The 19,173-nt window shown below is 46.4% G+C and carries 18 protein-coding genes; 5 read left to right on the top strand and 13 right to left on the bottom strand.

The genetic code is table 11. The features are described from left to right. Positions 1 to 10 precede the first annotated feature (10 nt). The 5 genes from dxs to KFE96_RS09895 form a co-directional block, all read right to left on the bottom strand. The gene (gene dxs, locus KFE96_RS09915; protein ID WP_255832452.1) at positions 11 to 1,945 is read right to left on the bottom strand and encodes a 1-deoxy-D-xylulose-5-phosphate synthase; all 1,935 of its coding nucleotides are present in this window, start codon (positions 1,943 to 1,945) and stop codon (positions 11 to 13) included. 73 nt (positions 1,946 to 2,018) lie between these two features. Further along, positions 2,019 to 2,909: a polyprenyl synthetase family protein gene (locus KFE96_RS09910; protein ID WP_255832451.1), complete on the bottom strand. Its 891-nt coding sequence runs from the start codon at positions 2,907 to 2,909 to the stop codon at positions 2,019 to 2,021. A gap of 9 nt (positions 2,910 to 2,918) precedes the next feature. After that, positions 2,919 to 3,176 (bottom strand): exodeoxyribonuclease VII small subunit, encoded by a 258-nt coding sequence (locus KFE96_RS09905; protein ID WP_255832450.1) that lies wholly within the window; start codon positions 3,174 to 3,176, stop codon positions 2,919 to 2,921. An 89-nt stretch (positions 3,177 to 3,265) separates the two neighbouring features. Then, the gene (locus KFE96_RS09900; RefSeq protein ID WP_255832449.1) at positions 3,266 to 4,465 is read right to left on the bottom strand and encodes an MBL fold metallo-hydrolase; all 1,200 of its coding nucleotides are present in this window, start codon (positions 4,463 to 4,465) and stop codon (positions 3,266 to 3,268) included. 28 nt (positions 4,466 to 4,493) lie between these two features. Further along, a complete protein-coding gene (locus KFE96_RS09895) occupies positions 4,494 to 6,290 on the bottom strand; it encodes an acyl-CoA dehydrogenase (RefSeq protein WP_255832448.1) in 1,797 nt (598 codons plus the stop codon). A gap of 124 nt (positions 6,291 to 6,414) precedes the next feature. Here KFE96_RS09895 and KFE96_RS09890 point away from each other — a divergent pair, with 124 nt between their 5' ends. The 4 genes from KFE96_RS09890 (at position 6,415) to KFE96_RS09875 (ending at position 10,406) form a co-directional block, all read left to right on the top strand. Then, positions 6,415 to 7,371: an L-threonylcarbamoyladenylate synthase gene (locus KFE96_RS09890; protein ID WP_255832447.1), complete on the top strand. Its 957-nt coding sequence runs from the start codon at positions 6,415 to 6,417 to the stop codon at positions 7,369 to 7,371. After that, entirely contained in the window at positions 7,371 to 8,786 is a 1,416-nt protein-coding gene (locus KFE96_RS09885; RefSeq protein WP_255832446.1) for an FAD-binding oxidoreductase, read from the top strand. Before KFE96_RS09890 ends, KFE96_RS09885 begins: the two co-directional genes overlap by 1 nt. A gap of 64 nt (positions 8,787 to 8,850) precedes the next feature. Next, positions 8,851 to 9,408: a DUF945 family protein gene (locus KFE96_RS09880; RefSeq protein WP_255832445.1), complete on the top strand. Its 558-nt coding sequence runs from the start codon at positions 8,851 to 8,853 to the stop codon at positions 9,406 to 9,408. After that, positions 9,405 to 10,406 carry a DUF945 family protein gene (locus tag KFE96_RS09875; RefSeq protein ID WP_370650579.1) on the top strand — a complete coding sequence of 334 codons (1,002 nt, stop codon included), beginning with the start codon at positions 9,405 to 9,407 and terminating at the stop codon, positions 10,404 to 10,406. The genes KFE96_RS09880 and KFE96_RS09875 overlap by 4 nt, the downstream gene beginning before the upstream one ends. A gap of 58 nt (positions 10,407 to 10,464) precedes the next feature. Here the strand turns inward: KFE96_RS09875 and KFE96_RS09870 are convergent, their stop codons facing one another. The 4 genes from KFE96_RS09870 to KFE96_RS09855 all read right to left on the bottom strand — a co-directional run bounded on the left by KFE96_RS09870 (position 10,465) and on the right by KFE96_RS09855 (position 14,061). Then, on the bottom strand, positions 10,465 to 11,049 hold the full coding sequence (locus tag KFE96_RS09870; RefSeq protein ID WP_255832444.1) for a lysophospholipid acyltransferase family protein: 585 nt from the start codon (positions 11,047 to 11,049) through the stop codon (positions 10,465 to 10,467). A 315-nt stretch (positions 11,050 to 11,364) separates the two neighbouring features. After that, the gene (locus KFE96_RS09865) at positions 11,365 to 12,507 is read right to left on the bottom strand and encodes an aminotransferase class V-fold PLP-dependent enzyme (RefSeq protein ID WP_255832443.1); all 1,143 of its coding nucleotides are present in this window, start codon (positions 12,505 to 12,507) and stop codon (positions 11,365 to 11,367) included. A 16-nt stretch (positions 12,508 to 12,523) separates the two neighbouring features. Beyond that, a complete protein-coding gene (locus tag KFE96_RS09860) occupies positions 12,524 to 13,471 on the bottom strand; it encodes a DUF2336 domain-containing protein (protein WP_247018537.1) in 948 nt (315 codons plus the stop codon). A 65-nt stretch (positions 13,472 to 13,536) separates the two neighbouring features. Next, positions 13,537 to 14,061 carry a gamma carbonic anhydrase family protein gene (locus KFE96_RS09855; RefSeq protein ID WP_255832442.1) on the bottom strand — a complete coding sequence of 175 codons (525 nt, stop codon included), beginning with the start codon at positions 14,059 to 14,061 and terminating at the stop codon, positions 13,537 to 13,539. A 121-nt stretch (positions 14,062 to 14,182) separates the two neighbouring features. Here KFE96_RS09855 and mnmC point away from each other — a divergent pair, with 121 nt between their 5' ends. After that, positions 14,183 to 16,051 carry a bifunctional tRNA (5-methylaminomethyl-2-thiouridine)(34)-methyltransferase MnmD/FAD-dependent 5-carboxymethylaminomethyl-2-thiouridine(34) oxidoreductase MnmC gene (gene mnmC, locus KFE96_RS09850; RefSeq protein ID WP_255832441.1) on the top strand — a complete coding sequence of 623 codons (1,869 nt, stop codon included), beginning with the start codon at positions 14,183 to 14,185 and terminating at the stop codon, positions 16,049 to 16,051. Here mnmC and KFE96_RS09845 read toward each other — a convergent pair. The 4 genes from KFE96_RS09845 to KFE96_RS09830 all read right to left on the bottom strand — a co-directional run bounded on the left by KFE96_RS09845 (position 16,048) and on the right by KFE96_RS09830 (position 19,173). Further along, a complete protein-coding gene (locus tag KFE96_RS09845) occupies positions 16,048 to 16,683 on the bottom strand; it encodes a hypothetical protein (RefSeq protein WP_247018530.1) in 636 nt (211 codons plus the stop codon). The two genes, mnmC and KFE96_RS09845, sit on opposite strands and share 4 nt — an antisense overlap. Positions 16,684 to 16,686: 3 nt before the next feature. Further along, entirely contained in the window at positions 16,687 to 17,169 is a 483-nt protein-coding gene (locus KFE96_RS09840) for an RNA polymerase sigma factor (protein ID WP_255832440.1), read from the bottom strand. A gap of 94 nt (positions 17,170 to 17,263) precedes the next feature. Then, positions 17,264 to 18,433 carry an ABC transporter permease gene (locus KFE96_RS09835; protein WP_255832439.1) on the bottom strand — a complete coding sequence of 390 codons (1,170 nt, stop codon included), beginning with the start codon at positions 18,431 to 18,433 and terminating at the stop codon, positions 17,264 to 17,266. Further along, the gene (locus KFE96_RS09830) at positions 18,430 to 19,173 is read right to left on the bottom strand and encodes an ATP-binding cassette domain-containing protein (RefSeq protein WP_255832438.1); all 744 of its coding nucleotides are present in this window, start codon (positions 19,171 to 19,173) and stop codon (positions 18,430 to 18,432) included. The genes KFE96_RS09835 and KFE96_RS09830 overlap by 4 nt, the downstream gene beginning before the upstream one ends.

Raw genomic sequence — 19,173 nt, 5'->3', positions numbered from 1 at the left:
TATCTTTCAGTTATTCAGCACCAGCTGCTGTTTTAGACTGCCCAACATCATTACGGCCAAGCGCCTTAAGAACAGCCTCAACAATACCGGAAGCATTCAGGCCTGCTTCTTCATACATGTCATCCGGCTTACCGTGATCCTGGAATGCATCTGGAAGCTTAAGCGCACGTACCTTAAGGTGCCCATCAAGAATACCTTCACCCGCAAGGAAATCCATCACGTGGGCGCCGAAGCCGCCGATGGAACCTTCTTCCACTGTTAGAAGTAGATCATGGCTTGCAGCCAAATCACGCAGCATTTGTTCATCAACGGGCTTCGCGAAGCGCGCATCAGCTACTGTTGTGGAAAGCCCTCGGCTTTCCAGGTCTTCCGCAGCTTTCAATGCTTCACCAAGGCGTGCGCCAAGGGAAACAATCGCAACAGATGTACCTTTTTTAACAATACGGCCTTTACCGATTTCTAGAACAGTACCTTCTGCAGGTACTTCAACGCCGAGGCCTTCGCCGCGCGGGTAACGTACCGCAGAAGGACGGTCGTCAATCGATGCTGCTGTCGCAATCATATGCTTCAGCTCAGCTTCATCAGCCGCTGCCATAACCACCATATGCGGTAAGCTTGCAAGATACGTTACATCAAAAGAACCAGCGTGTGTTGGGCCGTCTGCCCCTACGAGGCCAGCACGGTCAATAGCAAAGCGTACAGGAAGTTTTTGTACCGCTACATCATGCACTACTTGGTCATAGGCACGCTGCAGAAACGTGGAATAAATTGTAGCAAATGGTTTATAGCCTTCTGCAGCCAAACCTGCCGCGAATGTAACGGCGTGCTGCTCGGCAATGCCTACATCGAACATGCGGTCCGGATATGCTTTTTCAAACTTATCAAGCCCCGTACCAGATGGCATCGCAGCAGTGATCGCTACGACCTTATCATCCTTACCAGCCTGATGGATAAGTTCCTCAGCAAAAATATTGGTGTAAGTTGGCGCCTTTGGTGTTGATTTCTTACGCTCTTTTGTCACCACATCAAATTGTGGCACTGCATGGTATTTTTCAACATTAGGCTCAGTAAACGGATGGCCTTTACCTTTTTCTGTTACTACATGCACAAGGATCGGGCCATCAATGGCATCGCGAACATTTTCAAGCACAGGCAAAAGGTGATCCATATTGTGGCCATCAATCGGGCCAACATAATAGAAACCAAGTTCATCAAACAGCGTACCACCGCCTGTTGCCATTCCGCGGGCATATTCTTCTGCCTGACGGGCACGATCAGCAAGTGGGCGCGGTAGAAGCTCAATCATCTTCTTGCCCCAGTCGCGCATTTCCATAAATGGCTTGGAACTGATGATTTTAGCGAGATATGCGCTCAAGCCGCCCACAGCTGGTGCGATCGACATATCATTATCATTCAGGATAACAACAAGCTGATTGCCAGCCTGCTTGGCATTGTTCATGGCTTCATACGCCATGCCCGCACTCATGGAACCATCACCAATAACAGCGATAGCCTTACCCGGCTTGTCAGCCATTTTATTGGCAACCGCCATACCAAGTGCCGCACTAATAGACGTTGAAGAATGCCCTGCACCGAACGGATCGTAATCGCTTTCACCACGCTTGGTAAAAGGCGAAAGGCCTTCCGGCTGGCGAATGGTGCGAATACGGTCACGGCGACCAGTTAGAATTTTATGAGGATAGGCCTGATGACCTACATCCCAGATCAAACGATCTTCCGGCGTGTTAAACACATAATGCAGCGCTACTGTAAGCTCAACAACACCAAGGCCTGCCCCAAAATGGCCTCCGGTCGTTGAAACAGCGCTAATCATTTCCGCACGAAGTTCATCAGCTAATTCCTGTAGCTGTTCTTTCGGCAGTTTTCTAAGCTCTTCGGGTGTTGGAACCTTATCCAGCAAAGGTGTATCGGGGCGTACGCTCAACTTTCAATCCTTCATTGCAGAGATCTTTTTGCCTCTGCTTATATTTATTATTACTACTTTTGCTTAGGGCCTATCAAGTGCGACGATTTATAGCAAAATGCGCCACAGCACGCAAAAGCAGGGCTTTATCGTCGAAATCCGATAAATGATCAATAGCCTGATCTGCTAATATCTGGGCTTGCTGGCGTGCGCGTTCAATACCCAGAATGCCCACAAGAGTTGCCTTCCCTGCACCCTCATCTTTGCCAACAGCCTTGCCAACCTCTTCTTCTGTACCTTCCACATCGAGAAGATCATCCGCAATCTGAAACGCTAGTCCCACATCACGGGCATAACCCTGAAGGCTGGCGTGCGCTTGTTTGCTGGCGCGTGCCATAATGGCCCCTGCCTCAGATGCAAAACTAATTAGCGCACCAGTTTTCATGTTCTGCAAGCGGAACACATCATGCTCGGAAAGATCATGATCTTCCGCGGATAGATCAATCATCTGGCCACCAACCATACCCGCAGCTCCTGCAGCTTTCGAAAGTGCTTTAACAAGTTCTACGCGGACACGTGGATCTGGATGAGTTTTCTCATCAGAAAGAATTTCAAAAGCAATAGTAAGGAGTGCGTCACCCGCAAGAATAGCTGTCGCTTCATCAAATGCGACATGAACAGTTGGTTTGCCGCGGCGCAGGTCGTCATCATCCATAGCGGGTAGATCATCATGCACAAGCGAATAACAGTGAACACATTCAATAGCTGCCGCTACGCGGAGCGCACAGGAACGTTCAACTCCAAACAGTTCAGCGCTTGCCAATACCAACAGCGGGCGAAGCCGTTTACCGCCGTTAAACACAGCGTGGCGCATCGCCTCATATACTTTTGCCTCAGGACCTTCCGGCACCCTCAAAATAGGATCCAGAACTTTCTCAACAGCAACAGAAGTTGCCGAAAGTGCCTGCTTTAATGCTGCTTCCACGGATTTGGCCTATTCCACGTCAAATGGCTGTGTGCCAGCGGCAGTGCCATTTTCATCCAGAGTGATTTTCTCGATTTTTGCCTGCGCATCTTTGAGCTTTGCTTCACAGTGCGCTTTCAACTGTGTGCCTTGTGTATAAAGGTCAATAGATTGCTCCAGCGGTGCATGCCCTGATTCCAGTTTTGCCACCACTTGCTCCAGCGCGCCCATTGCTTCTTCAAAAGAAAGATCTGCAATAGCTTTTCCGCCGATTTGCACGTCGCTCATCTATATCCCCTAATAGTTATGAAAGGCCCATATATTCAGATGCCTATATAGGACTGTTCACCACATGCAGTAAAGCAGTTTCGGAGGTATTAAGAGAGAGCTTCTTCAATTTTTCTAAGCGCCATACCGGGAAGCTGCAGTGTTGCAGCAACAATATCTGTCGCTTCCATGTTTCCCGCCGCCTTAAAGCTATAAACACTGCCATCAAAGTCACGTTCAAGCAGGCCCAAGGCCTCAAGCAAATGCAAATGTGCAATCGCTTCGCCCAGCGCCATAAAGAAATCAAACCCAGTGATTTTGCGCTTAAAAAGTGCTGGGAATGTATCTACTGGACTTCGGCTTTCAGCGCACCATTCATACAGTTTTTCAAGCTTACCAATATGGCTGTTCACAAGTGTATCAAGCCGGTTATGCAGGTTCCTGAACACAGGGCCGTGGGACGGCATTACCAAAGGATCAATCTCAATCTGCTTCATTCGTTCAAGGCTGGCGATCCAGTGCCCAAGCGGGTTTGCCAAAGGTTCACGAGCATAAACAGAAACATTAGAGGTAATCTGCGGCAGAATTTGATCGCCAGAGATCATCAATGGCTCATCCATACAGAGAAGGCAGGCATGCTCTGGCGAGTGCCCTCTTCCAACGAGCACACGCCAGCGCCTGCCACCAATGGTGATTTCACTGCCATCTTCAAGACGTGTGTACTGATAGGGTAGTTTGTGAACGCCCTTTTTAAAATTCCCAAAACCCGCTGAGCGGATCATTTGTTCAAGATCGGGGTTCACGCCAGCCTTAAAGAAGAAATCTATTTCTTCATCTGGGAAATCACTGCTTGCACTCATCCACAGATGCTGCGCCATCAGATATTCAGTTTGTGTAATACAGAATTCAGCGCCGTGACGTTCAACCAGCCAGCCTGCGAGCCCCAAATGATCAGGATGTAGGTGGGTAGCAATGATACGCTTGATCGGCCTGCCGCCCATCAACCCTTTCTCAAGCTGCTCCCAAGCTTCCCTGCCTCGATCACCGCGTGAGCCGGTATCAACAACGGTCCAGCCATCACCTTCATCAAACAAATAAACGTTGATATGATCAAGTGACCACGGAAGCGGTATACGCGCCCAGTGCACGCCTTTTGCTATTTCAAAGGTATTCTCAGCATCAGGTACATCTTCGCCAAAAGGATAATCCAGATTTTCATCACCACGTGACCATGTTTGTGGTGCGGTTCTATGGTCCGCAACCTGTTGCGCCTTGGCTTCTGGTTTCTCCAGATTATCCTGTTCGGTCATATATCTTGGCCCTCGGTAGTTTAGAATATTAGTTGCGGACGAATGCGTCGTTATCCATTGCCATCATGGATGCAGAACCCGCTTTCACATTCTCCAGCAGCGCCACCGTCTGTGGCACTAACTGCTCAACAAAAAATATCGCGGTTGTCATCTTCGCATTCAGGAACTGGGGATTACCTTCCCCGGCATCCAACCTGCGCTCTGCTTCAACAGCCTGTTTAGTGAGCATATAACCGCCAAGGACAGTGCCAAACAAGCGCAAATATGGTGTTGCAGCGGCAGCTGTTTCAACCATACCTTCATGCCCGTTTGCAACAAGCACGTCAGCCGCAGTCTTAAGTGCTGCCACACCAGCAGCGAGGCCAACCTTACTGCCCGCCATCTTCCCACCAAGGGCACTGACAAATGCTTCCATTTCAGCAATCAGGCCCTGCCAGTGCACACCACCATCAGCGCGCAATTTACGGCCAACCAGATCAAGCGCCTGAATACCGTTGGTACCTTCATAAATTGGCGCAATCCGGCTATCCCGGTAATGCTGTGCGGCCCCCGTTTCTTCAACAAAGCCCATACCGCCATGCACCTGCACACCAAGAGACGACATTTCAACACCAATATCTGTGGAGTAACTTTTTGAAATTGGCGTCAATAGGTCCGCTTCAGCAGCTCCTTGGCGGCGTTCCTCTTCACTTTCCGCTTTATGAGCACGGTCCAGCGCCCAAACATTTCGGTAAACAATAGCTCGGCATGCTTCCGTTTGCGCACGCATAGTCATCAGCATACGGCGAACATCCGGATGATGAATAATAGTTACCGGCTCGCGAGATGGTGATCCAATCGCTGCTGACTGAACACGGTCGTTCGCATACCAAACTGCTTGCTGATAAGCGCGCTCTGAAATAGCAACACCTTCAAGGCCAACCTGAATACGCGCATGGTTCATCATGGTGAACATATTGCGCATGCCTTGATTTTCTTCACCAACCAGATAGCCGATACAATTATCTTCTTCGCCAAAAGCCATCACACATGTTGGGCTTGCATGGATGCCGAGCTTATGCTCAAGGCTAGCAACCTTCACATCATTACGTTCGCCAAGGCTACCGTCGTCATTTACATGGAATTTTGGCACAAGAAACATAGAAATGCCTTTAGTGCCAGCAGGTGAATCCGGTAACCGTGCAAGCACCAGATGGATCACGTTTTCTGCTAGATCATGATCACCCCATGTAATGAAAATTTTCTGGCCTTTAACTTTATATGAGCCATCAGGCAGACGCTCTGCCTTACTTCTAAGAGCCCCTACATCAGAACCTGCACTTGGTTCAGTAAGGTTCATGGCACCTGTCCATTCGCCAGACACCATTTTGGGAAGGTATTTTTCGCACTGCTCAGCAGTGGCATGTGCTTCAATGGCTTCAATCGCACCGCTTGTCAGCATCTGCTGAAGGCTATAGGCCATGTTTGCAGATGTCATCATTTCAGTAACAGCAATAGCGAGAGCATTCGGAAGTCCCTGCCCACCAAAAGCAGGATTTGCAGCAAGTGTTGGCCATCCACCTTCAACAAATGCCTGTTGCATGGGCTTAAAGACATCTGGTGTTTTTACCGTACCATCATCCTGCAGAACAGCGCCTTCAAGATCACCGACCTTGTTTGTGGGCGAGATAACTTCTGATGCCAGTTTTCCTGCTTCCTCAAGAACTGCGGAGGCCAGTTCAGGCCCCGCTTCTTCACAGCCAGGAAGGCTTGTCCAGTCAGCCATTCCGCCAGCAGTTTCCAGAGCAAAAGTGATTTCTTCAAGTGGTGCGCGATATTCGCTCATGTGCAAACTTCCTACAAAGGCATTGCCAGCCCTTTACAGCTGGCCTATCAGCATAATAAACCTGTATCCGGCTCTGTGGCCGTTAGAATTGATGTAATCCTTGTCCCTCAGTTGAGATTTGTGCATGGCAACAAAGAAAACTCAAGTCGTATTCTCCAGTGAAGATGGGGCGATTTTGCGCGCTGTCGAACAATTAATTGATGGTGAATTGGTGGCTATTCCCACCGAAACTGTTTACGGCGTAGCGGCAGATGCTCTCAATGATATTGCGGTGCAGCAAATTTATACCGCAAAAGGTAGGCCTTCAAATAATCCACTTATTTGTCATGTTTCTTCGATTCAGATGGCTGACCATTACGTTTACGTTAACGAAAATGCACAAAAACTGATGAATCACTATTGGCCGGGCCCTCTTACGCTGGTTCTGCCGCGCCGCGATGAAAACGGCATTTCTGATACTGTTTCTGCCAAACTCCCAACTCTTGCGGTACGTTGCCCGGATAATGAAACCACTCGCAGTATTATTGAAAACCTTGATCGCCCTATCGCCGCACCAAGCGCAAACCCATCAGGGAAGTTATCGCCAACCACGGCAAAGGATGTAGAAGAAGGCTTAGGCGGTAAGATCGCAATGATTATTGATGGCGGTTCTACAAATGTAGGCATTGAATCCACCATCATCGGCGTAGAAGGTGATAAACTCACTCTGCTCCGCCCCGGTACACTAACAGCTGAAGATATCGCCGAAACCATGGGCATGGCAGTGCATAACCGGGAAGACAGTACGATTACTGCACCGGGCCAGCTTAAAAGCCACTATGCCCCTAATTCCGCTGTTCGCCTAAATGCTTTGGAAAGAAAAGAAGGCGAGACTTTGATTGGTTTTGGTGATGTGGATTGTGACTTTAACCTGAGCCCAAGCGGCGACTTTGCCGAGGCTGCACGAAACCTGTTTAATACGCTCAGGGAAGCCGACGCGAAGAATACAAAAACTATCGCCGTTACATCCATTCCCAATCACGGTATCGGTATTGCCCTTAATGACCGGCTGGAACGTGCCGCCGCCCCAAGGAACAATTGATGTTAGACCAACGCCATATAGATGCTTTTACGGATATGTTGGGGCCCAAAGGCGCAACAACAGATCAGGAAGCTATCTCCCCTCATGTAAGAGAATGGCGGGATAAATTTATTGGCAAGGCCCCTATCCTCTTGATGCCATCCAGCACAGAAGACGTACGAAATATCGTTCGTTACTGTGATGAACACCACATCGCTATCGTACCGCAAGGCGGGAACACAGGCCTTGTTGGTGGGGGTATTGCAGGCCTTGAAGGTCGCAACGAAGTTATTCTTAGCACCAAACGCCTTAACAAACATATCAGTGTGGATGCTGAAGATTTCTCGGTCACCGTCGATGCAGGTGTAACTGTTAGCGCCATCCAGTCAGCGGCAGCAGAACATGGGCTTCTATTTCCATTGTCATTGGCATCTGAGGGAAGCTGTACAGCGGGAGGCATTGTATCTACAAACGCTGGTGGTGTGCATGTTATTCGTTACGGCACTACACGTGCATTAACACTAGGCCTTGAAGCTGTACTGCCAAACGGTGAGGTTTTCAGTGATCTTTCATCGCTCAGGAAAGACAACACCGGCTATGCGCTTGACCAGCTCCTCATCGGCGCGGAAGGCACTTTGGGCGTTATCACCCGTATCACCTTCAAATTATATCCCGCTGAAATGCAGAAACATACATTCTGGCTGGGTGTTAACACACCGCAAGATGCTCTTTCATTGCTTTCAAGTGCCCGCTTGGCATCTGGCGACCGGGTTTCCGTTTTTGAAATCCTACCGCATACAGGGTTGGGGTTTGTTCTTGAGCATATTGAGGGAGCCCAGAACCCACTGGATACAACATGTAACTGGTATGTGCTGATGGAAGTAGCAACCAGCGCCGCAGACAGGTTACTTGCAGAAAGCATGGATGATTGGGTGGAAAAGGCCTTTGAACAAGGGCTTATTAAGGACGGTGCTGTTGCTCAATCAGAAAATCAAGCTTCAGCATTCTGGAAACTCAGAGAAAGCATGTCAGAGGCCCAGAAATATGTCGGCGGCAGTATCAAGCACGACATTTCTGTACCAGTTTCCAAAATCCCTGCCTTTATTGAGGAAGCCACAGCCCTGCTTGCAGAACATTTCCCCAATTGTCGCCCTACCCCTTTCGGGCATTTAGGAGACGGTAATCTCCACTTTAATGTGATGCAGCCGGAAGGCGCTGATAAAGCTGAGTATTTAGCCAACTGGGAAAAAATGAACAGGCTTATTCATGATCTCACGATCAAATATGGTGGTTCTATTTCTGCGGAACACGGTATTGGCACACTTAAACGGGAAGAACTGGCCAGAACCAAATCAAACACGGCGCTTTCCATGATGAAAGCAATCAAACAAGCAATTGATCCTAAAGGTATAATGAACCCTGGCTCAATCTTTTAATTTTAACTAGAACTAAAGTTGTACACATCTTATAAGTGCTTTCTTTAAATTTAAGAGGGTTCTTGTGAAAAATTCCAAAATTATTATTGGCGTTTTGCTAGCTGGTACTGCGTTTTATATTGGCGGAGCAAAATTAATCAGTTCTTCAATCGAAGAAGGTGTCCGTAAAACCGTTAATGCCTATAGCCAGCAAGTGAGCATACCACTAGAGGTAATAGAATTTAATAATGGCTGGTTTAGTTCAGACTTTAAAATTCGTTTTCCGCTGTCGCCATCAATATTAGCTCCACTGCAAGATATCGGTCTTCCATTTGAAGCAGATACAAACGGAACTGGCATAACGTTTTCTACTAATATTCAACACGGCCCAGTTATTTTTAAAGACGGCATTCATTTTGGTGCGGCCTATGCGTCTGGTGACATTGAAGTAGATTTTGAAAAGCTCATCGAAAAAGAAAACGATACCTCGCCCACAGAAAAAAAAGCTATGACTCTTTTAGCTGAAAGTCTCAAAAGCACCTACACTATAAGTAGTTCATTCGGCGGCGAAGTTCTTTTCACTTCAAGTCTTAAAGGGGGCAGCATTCTTTTGCCAGCCAAACTACTGATAAAAATGACATAAGTGTTAGCTGGGACATTAAACCCCTTTCATCTAGCTGGAGCCTGAATAATTCGGCTGACAACACAGATATATCTTTAGATTGGGGTGGTGCTTCTTTAACAATTGAAGAATCTAAGATCATCACTGAAGGAGGTACAAACACTACCGTTCCAACAAAAGTGATCTTTGATCTTGGAGAAGTTTCTATCAACGGTTCAATGACAAAAATTAGCGATAGTTTTTGGGCAGGTAATGCAACCGCTGACACAGATAACATACATTTTGTGTTTCAAGAATACGCTAGAAATATAGAGTTTACCCTCGGCAAGGCCAATTATAGTTCTAAAACTATCATTGGTAATGAATCAGAAAACAGTGTTGATGCAGCTCTAACATCACACCTTTCGTCAATGTTTGTTAAAACTGATTTCGGGGAGTTATCGCTCAAGAATATTAAAACCGATATGAGCGTTGGCAACATCCTTGTTGACCTTCTGGAAACTCAGCAAAAGATAGGACAATTAGGCTGGCAAGCTTTATTAAACCCAAACTTGGAACTTGCCGAAGAAGAAAGCAAGGAAGCTGTCAGTCAACTTGAAGAAGTAATGCAACAGCAACTAAAAGCTGGCATTTCAATAAACATAAATGAATTGAGCGCTGAAAACAGCGGCGGCTCTATGAATATTGATTCAGTCTACGTAATTCCAAGCGATTTAGACCTCAACGAAGAAACTATACAAACTGTTCTTTCAAAGGCCATCAAAGGTGAAAGTAACTTCAGTGCTGATTATGCATTCCTAACTCAATTCATAAAGTCTGCAATGAGTATGCAAGGACAAAACCTTACTAGAGATCAAGTTGATCAGGTTTTAAATGCTCAGCTAGCTCAATATGTACAGATGGGTTTAATCAAACAACAAGATGGAAACTTACACACACGGATAACTATTGAAAATGATGTAGTTACAGTGAACGGTGTTCCTATTACGCAAATAAGTACAGCGCTTGCGAAAAAATAATAATGCTATCAAAAGGGGAGGCTAACGCTTCCCTTTTTCACTGCCAATAAATAGTTAATTAATCACCCCGAGGCTTTACACCGGGTTTGCTCTTGTAAAACTGGTAGATTTCTTCCATATCCTTCGCCATATCCCCGGAAGGTACATACCGCGGACCAAAACCAATTTCTTTCTTTTCACTATCCAGATAGGCCATATGAATAGGCACCCCCGCCCCTTCTGCGATCCGGTAAAAGCCTGATTTTAACTTTTCTACCTTTGACCTGGTACCTTCCGGGGCAATACCTAAAATCAGTTCATCATTATCAGCAAAAGCTCTTATCGCCTGATCAACAATATCAGCGGCTTCCGGTCCTTCCCGGTAAACAGGGATACCGCCCATATAGTAGAAAAACCTCCCATGAAGGCCCTTAAACAAACTATCTTTTCCAAGGAAAGAAGGCCTGAGCTTTAAATACCCTGCAACAGCAATAAAAAGAGGGAAATCCCAGTTACTGGTGTGAGGCCCTGCAATCACCACATATTTTTTATCGTTTGGTGCTTCCCCAATTACAGTCCATCCAGTCATCCTAAGAAACGCTTTCGCAATCACATGCAAAAGACCACGGAAAAAACCGTTGTCGTAGATTAGTTTTCTTTTCACGGAACTTCCTTCACTTCCCCCGAGCGAGGGAAGCTATTCTACTGCACAGGGATTTGGCAATAAAAAAACGGACAGGATTGCTCCTGCCCGCTGATAAGTCGAGCCTGCTCCACTCAGGCAAAATGGAAGCAGGCTCTTCAAATCACGTCTTGTCACCTCAGGCAAAGATTTCCAAGACACTTATATAACAGCATTAAGCGTGCCAAAAATAAAAACCATATATATCAACATCTTAATTAGATACGTTTCAAAAAACTACAGATATTTTAATCGAAATATGTACCATTTTGAAACAGCGCTTCAGATCGAAACAGGCTATTTCAAGCTTTTGAAAACACTTTCAAAACGATCGAGATCATTTTCATTCACCCATAGGTGTGGAGCAAGGCGCAACATGTCCCCGCGGATACCAGCCGAAATATTGTTTTCTTTAAGTTTACCAAGCACTTCATCTGCACGTTTTCCCACGTGAACTCCCAAAATATTTGGTGATCGGTATGCTGTTTCAATTGGTTCAAATCCGGCAGCCACACAAATAGCAGCGAGCTTCATATTCAGCGCATCAATTGAAGTTGCGATATTTTCCACACCCCACTCAAGAAGCTGCCGGATACCCTCTGCATAAACCGGGCTTAGAATAAAGTTGGATTTTTCCCCCATATCAAACCGCGCGGCACCCGGTTGATATCCATCTTTATAATCAACAAGTTGGCTGAAATTTTCACTATCCTTACGGGCGATCCAGTTCTGCTCAAGCGGCCTGCCTTGCTGGTTACGTGGCGGTACATACATTACCCCCATGCTATATGGGCCCATCATCCATTTATAGCTACCAATCACCGCGAAATCAGGATCAATTTCCGCCAAATTAATTGGGACTGCTCCCGCTGATTGGGTAAGGTCCAACACAAGCGAAACACCATTTTTTCTGCACTCAACAGAGATAGCTTTCAGGTCAAAAAGAGCACCAGATGACCAGTGCACATTCGCGAGCGCCAACAAACCAGCATCCTCTCCTTCTTCAGCAAGCACCTCAAGGATTGCGGAAGTCCAGTCATGGTTTTCTGGTGTTGGAACAGTGATAATTGAAGCTTCCTGTGCTTCAGCTAAATCACGCCATTCATAGACATTTGAGGGAAACTGATGTTCGAGAAGTATAATCTTCTGTCCGGCTTCCAGTTTAATGTTTTTCGCGGCGCTTGCGATGCCGTAACTCACCGAAGGAATAACAGCCATATCTTCAGGATCAACGCCAAACATTCGGGCTGAAAGGTCTTTCACCGGCTGGACAGTATCGAAAAAGTCCTGAGGGCTCACGGTCCAGGGCTGCATGCATCGTTTGAGGGCAGCCTCGCCCACTTCCGCCTGCTTAAGAGTGAGCGGCGTCATGTAAGATGCGTTAAGATAACAAATATCGGAAGGAATATCGAAAAGATGGCGCTGGCAGGAAATAGTCAAAACTCACTCCAATTATTTAGTGCCCCCGCAGCAACCTTTCGTAAGCAATCAACAGCACACCAACAACGGATTTTGAAAAACCAGCTGTTTCAAAAAGGCGCGCCATTATCTTTTTATCGCCGCGAGCGAGAACAGGTTCCACGCTGGAAAAGGGCTTATCAATTAATACCGCTATTGCTGCTGTGAACAGTCGCACATTTCGGCTCTGCATATAATTCAAAAGAACGTCAGAATTCAGTGCATTTTCACCACGTAATTGTTTGAGGTAGTTTTCCACCTCTGAAAGCGGAGCCATTTCCAGCGTTTGGTTAAACACCTGCCGATTTACGATAGACGCCAGATACGACGCATAATCTGTAGAAATACGAAACTTCTTAACCAGATATTCCCCGAACTGCCGTGAAACCTTAAAAATAATACGTTCTGCCAAATCGGCGGGTAAATCAGAACGTTGAGAAAGTTTTTCCAGCAAACTGCGCTCTTCCGGGAAACGCTCCATAACACGTTCACTGCCACGCTCAGAAACCTCTGCTGTCTCATTTTCCATGAGGATTTCAACAGCTGATTTACAAGCGACATCACAAATCGCATAACTGACTGCCTCAGAAATACCTTGCCTCGTAGCAACAGCTTCCTGCGCATTATCTCCGCAATTGCGGATAATATCCTCTAAAAACTCATCATCCATAGCATCTGACGCCACAAGAAACGGCAATGATATTTCATCAACATCATTAACGAGTGATGAGACTAGTTCAGGGGGCAGGAAATTACAGACACGTAGTTCCGCCGCAAGAGCAGACCTCACAGACACCGCAGCATCTTCAACTAAAGTACGCGCGAGTTCAAACGCGGCCTCTTTATCGGAAGCCGATGAATCTGATGCAATTATTCGCCCAATCTTGCTTGCAATCTCTTCCCGAGATTTAAGCTCCAAATGGCGCAAATTATTAATATCGGACACACGCCCCTCGCATACTACGGTACAGACAAACCTAACCTTTAAAGCGAAACTTGTGAACTATCTAGCTAAATCTTCACTTCTTTCAGCTCTGTTTGAAAACGCTTCGCATTCTCTACATAGACATGAGCAGATTTCTTAATCATTTCAAGCTCTTCTGGCTTAAGTTCACGCACTACGCGAGCAGGACTACCAACGATTAAAACATTCTCTGGAAACTCTTTTCCTTCTGTTACTAAGCTATTGGCTCCGACAATAGAATTGGCGCCGATTTTTGCGTGGTTCAGGATCGTACTCCCCATCCCGATTAGAGTGTTTTCGCCAATCGTACAGCCATGAAGCATTACTTTATGGCCAACTGTTACCCCCTCCCCGATATTGATGGGTGCACCAATATCCGTGTGAAGCACGCTGTTATCTTGGATGTTACTTCGACTGCCGATATTGATCGGATCATTATCGCCTCTGATGGTACAATTGAACCAAATACTGGCTTCTTCAGCCAAGCTAACATTACCAATCACTGTTGCTGTTGGAGCAGTCCACCCAGTTTTGGCAATTTCAGGTGTCACTCCCTCAAGTGAATACAGCATACAATCCCCCTTTACCTTCCAGTCCCAGCGTATAGCTGGGTAATTTTCCTTATTGTTTATCTAATTCAAAGCAGACAAAAGCCCAATGACCGAGTATTAAAAAGCAAAAATGAGGTCTGTTATGGTAAAAAAACTCAGTGAAGCATCTCTGGAATGGCGCGGCAATGCGCCTGTGGCTCCAGCGTTTGGTGATGTTTATTACTCAGAGGAAGATGGCCTCGCAGAAACTGATTTTGTTTTCCTGAAAGGTATTGGCGCCCCTGATATATGGATGGATACTAAGCATTATGTGATTGCAGAAACAGGGTTTGGTACTGGCTTAAACTTTCTTGCCACCTACAAAGCTTTTCTCGCCTCAGGCGCCAAAGGCAGACTCACCTTTATCTCAGTAGAAGGATATCCGCTTTCTGAAGAGGCTCTTAGAAAAGCTCATGCTACCTTCCCTGAGCTTGCAGAGTTTTCCCAAGCGCTCTGCGCTGCATGGCCCGCACCTTCTGAAGGGTTTCATCACCGCTATTTTGAAGACGGAAAAATCGAACTAATCCTCATGTTTGGTGACAGCGCCAAATGTTATAGCGAACTTGATGCCACTGTTAACGGCTGGTTTCTTGATGGTTTTGCCCCAGCTAAAAACCCTGATATGTGGTCTGATGATGTGTTCGATCAGATCGCCCGTCTTTCAATACCGGGCACAAGATTCGCAACATTCACTGCCGCCGGTTTCGTTAAGCGCGGCCTTAGGGATCGAGGCTTCATAGTTGATAAAACTAAGGGATACGGCCGTAAACGCGAAAGATTAGTCGGCACCTTTGATAAGCACATTCAGCAGGTCGAACCGAAGCGAGCCCACTGGATGCAGGCTACAAAACCAGCACCAAAAGGTGAAATAGCTATTATTGGTGGAGGGATTGCAGGTTCGGCATTGGCTTCAACCCTTCAACGTAAAGGGCGTGATGTTACCCTTTTTAAAGATACCTCACCAACTGGCAGCAACGTGCCAGCTGCGATTATGGCTCCTGCTTTCCAGCTTGGAGAACAACCTGCCGAACGCTTCATTACCTCTGCCTTCATTCATGCCTGCAGCTATCCACCATACGTAGCGGCATTTGCTGAAAACAAAGGTGTAAAACTAGTTAGCAAAGACACTGATGAGCGCGAGAAGTTCACTCAGTTGGCAAAAAAGCTTGGGTGGGACGAGTACTGGTTAAAACTTGAAGATGAAGCGCTCACTTACCCTAAATCAGGCTCGTTATCGACCAAAGCAGTTCTTTCCAGCCTTACAAATGATATCAAGGTTATTACTGAAACCGTTGAACATGCTACAAAAAAAGATAAATGGCTCCTTAGCACCGCAAAGCAGACCCATGAATTTGATGTGGTTATTCTGGCAACAGGACCAAATACTCCTACTTTTGATTTAGTAGGTGATCATCTGGGCTTAACAGCCAAGGCCGGACAAGTTGAGGTGATGGACCAAGATAATGCCCTGCCCCAAACCAGCACAGCATTTGGCGGATATGTGACTGCGCCTATCACTGGAGATCAAACCATTGGATCAACCTTTGAAGCTAGCACTAACTTGAACTACAGCGATGAGAGCACAGCTGTAATCTTTGAGAAATTAAAAGATAATACCGGTATAACTTTCAATCCGGCCCCCTCCGTAAAATCCTGGAAGAGCTTGCGAGCAACATCACCAGATTATCTGCCCTTCATTGGTCCTGTACCGGATTGGGATACAGCAAAAAACCTGCTTGAACCGCTCGCTAAAACATCGAAGGCGAAAATAGAGGGCCAAATACCATATCAAGAGGGTCTCTATGTTATGACGGGATTTGGTTCTAAAGGATATCAGCAAGCACCACTGGCTGCTGAATATCTTGCGGCACTTATATGCGGAGATCCCGTTCCTATGCCTATTCCGGTGCAGGAACGTCTGCACCCTATACGCTATATGGTGCGGCAAATCATTAGAGGAAAGAAAGTTTAGGTGAGCTCAGTAAGCTCATCTATCCGTGCTTGAAGTTCAGCGATCAACGCTTCTTTTTTACGAATATAAAACCCACCGAAAACCGGGTATAATAGGGCTGTAATACCAAGGCCGATCAATACACCGTGAAAGAAGTACTTGAAAGGATCATTACCAGTGGGAAGAAGCGTACCGTGTTCTTCATATATGACCCAATAACCCAAGGCTAATATTACTATTGAGCCGTAGCTCATATATTTGTTTACAACAATGTACCTAATCGCAGATTCTGCTCTTGCGACCTGTAATTTGAGAAGAGAAAGCGCCGTATCGTCAGGCTTACCCCAAGCACCACGGCGGATATAAACTGCGCCCCACAAGCTTATAATACAGAAGCTAACCCCAAAGATGGCAAACAGTGTAGTCGCAAGAGAGTTGATATCAAAGAAGGTAGCGAAAACAGCCAAACCAAAGATACAAGCTGCAACCTCAGTAATGAAATTGAAACGCATACGCCACCATACAAAGCGAGCATTACGGGCAAGTTTACCCATATCAATATCAGGGCTTTGTTCCTGCCACATCTCCTGCAGGTCATCCCATTCCGGCATATCGTCGTTCATCGGTTTCATATCATTATTATTGTCTGTCATGGTCTATCCTCTTGCCAAAGCTTTCTTCAACTCGGCCTTCGCACGACTGAAACGTACCATCGCATTATTTTCACTGATATTCAGTGCCTCACCGATTTCCCGGTGAGAGAACCCTTCAAGAGCAAGCGTTGTAACCTCTCTGAGTGAAAGAGGCAGTTGCCGCACGGCATTCAGAAGCAATCTGCGTTGCTGGTCTTTCTCAAGAGTTTCAACAATAGAGGCGCTCCCACACGGGATATTCGTATCAAGTTCAGCACTTTTCGGCTGTTTTACGGCTTTACCTACATGTGAAATACAGCGGTTCTGAGCAATACGGGCAATATATCCCTTCATGCTTCCCTCGCCTTTGAATTTCGGTAGCGCTTGCCAAAGCGCCAATGACACTTCCTGCATAAGCTCCTGCTGCAACGCCTTATCCGCCTCATAAGATGAGACGATACGGCCAAGCATAGCGCTATGCTCCTGAAGTATCCCTTTGAAATTCATATCTTAAATACACATCCAAGCAGTGATAGAATATAAAACTGCATCTACCAGAAAAGAAAAGCCAGCTACAACAGGTAACTGGCTTTTTATTATTTTACGCTGCGTCCAAGAGTACTTCGCTCTGCAGTTTACGCGATGTAAACCACGTAAGCGCCAATGCTCCTACAACACTAATTGCAACTGAGATAAAGAAGTTAGTCGCTGCAAATTCACCAGTGAACAGCAGGCTGCTAATGCTTTCCATATCAGTCATCACCGGGAAATAGTTCGCAACTGGTGGCAGTTTAGCACTGCCATATATCTTAAGATAAGCCACAAACATCGGCACAAACATGAACATCGAGATATAACTCTGTCCTTCTTTGAAACTTTTCACCTGAATGCTGATAAAGAGCTGACAAGCTGCAATAAAAATTGCAAACGGAATAAGCTGCATCAACAAAAGAGTGATTGTTGAAGCATCAATGTAGATGGAAAGAGGTAACATTTCCGCAGGGATGAATGACATAGTCGTCATTGTTGTTGTCACCATTAACACTGTACCAATGATACTAAAGCTGGACACCATCCCAAGTTTACCAAGTATAACGGCCATAGAAGTAACAGGCTGTGCTAATAGTGGCTGCATGCTATGGCGCTCGCGTTCCCCCGCAAGGGTATCAACAGCCACAGATAAGCCGCCTACGAATGTTGCCAGAATAAACATCATCGCCAAACCATCACCAAGCAACTGCACTGCCAGATGCTTTTCCGAGATATCATGACGCGAAGGCACCACAGATGTTAGTAGCGAAGTCGGGATGCCGCGCGCTGTCATCCGGTGAACAGTTAGATAACTGTTATACCCTTCAACAAGGCCCATAATCGTACGGCCACGTTCAAGTCCTTTACGTGAACTTTCATCTGTAAACACCTGAACTGAAACAGGATTACCCGATTTCAAATCTTCGGCGTATGTTGATGGTAACATCACAAGAGCATCAGCGCCCTCAGGTAAGGTTTCACCGACTTTGTCGCCAGTATATGGGGAAACAACAAGCCCTTCCCGTTCCATAAAAGCAACCAAACCAGGTGCTTGTTCCATATAACTAACTGCAGCGGTAATCTTTACTTCAACTGGATCATCTTCCTTTGTAAGGAAGGCGATAAAGCCCATAAAAGCTGGCCCAAGAAGGGCAAAGGAAAAGGCTGCGATCAACATGCGACGATCGCGCAACATATCCCGCATCTCTTTTTTATAAACTGCTAAGGCCTGAGCGATCATGCTACATTCCTTTCCTGATGGTCTTTTTGACCTGTTAGAACAACAAATGCTTCCTCAAGATTTGGCTGGCCTGATTTTGCAATCAGTTCCTGAGGGCTACCTTCGGCGCATACAACACCGTCGGCCATCATCACCACATGGTCAGAAAGAATTTCTACCTCTGCCATAACGTGGCTGGAAAGAAGTACACAGTGCCCAGCATCTTTAAGTTCCTGAAGAATATGCCGCAGCAAGCGGATATTCATCACATCCAAACCACGTGTCGGTTCATCAAGCACAATATTCTGTGGTTTATGCATAATTGCCCGCGATAGAGCCACCTTCATACGCTGACCTTGGCTGAAACCTTCAGTACGTCGGTCCAGAATATCCTCGAGGTTAAGACGCTCGGAAACTTCAGATACAGCGGCATCTAATGCAGAACCGTGAAGACCATGAAGCTCAGCAAAGTATTCCATATGTTCACGCGTGGTGAGGCGTGTATAGAGACCAAAACTATCGGGGAATACACCGAGGCGTCTTTGTGCTGCAATGGTATCTTGCTTTACATCAATACCATCTACTTTCACGGCACCACCGTCCTGCTTCAACAAACCTGAAATAGAACGAAGTGTAGTTGTTTTACCTGAACCATTCGCCCCTAACAGTGTAGTTATCTGAGCATCCTGTGCTTGAAACGTCATGCCTTTCACAGCTTGCACGTCACCGTAGGATTTAGAAATATTTTCAACAGAAATCAT

Origin of the sequence: Kordiimonas sp. SCSIO 12603 (assembly GCF_024398035.1) — a bacterium.
In the GTDB taxonomy this organism is placed as follows: Bacteria; Pseudomonadota; Alphaproteobacteria; order Sphingomonadales; family Kordiimonadaceae; genus Kordiimonas.
The sequence above is the reverse complement of the archived record's forward strand: the minus strand, read 5'-3'. Positions and strand labels throughout refer to the sequence as shown.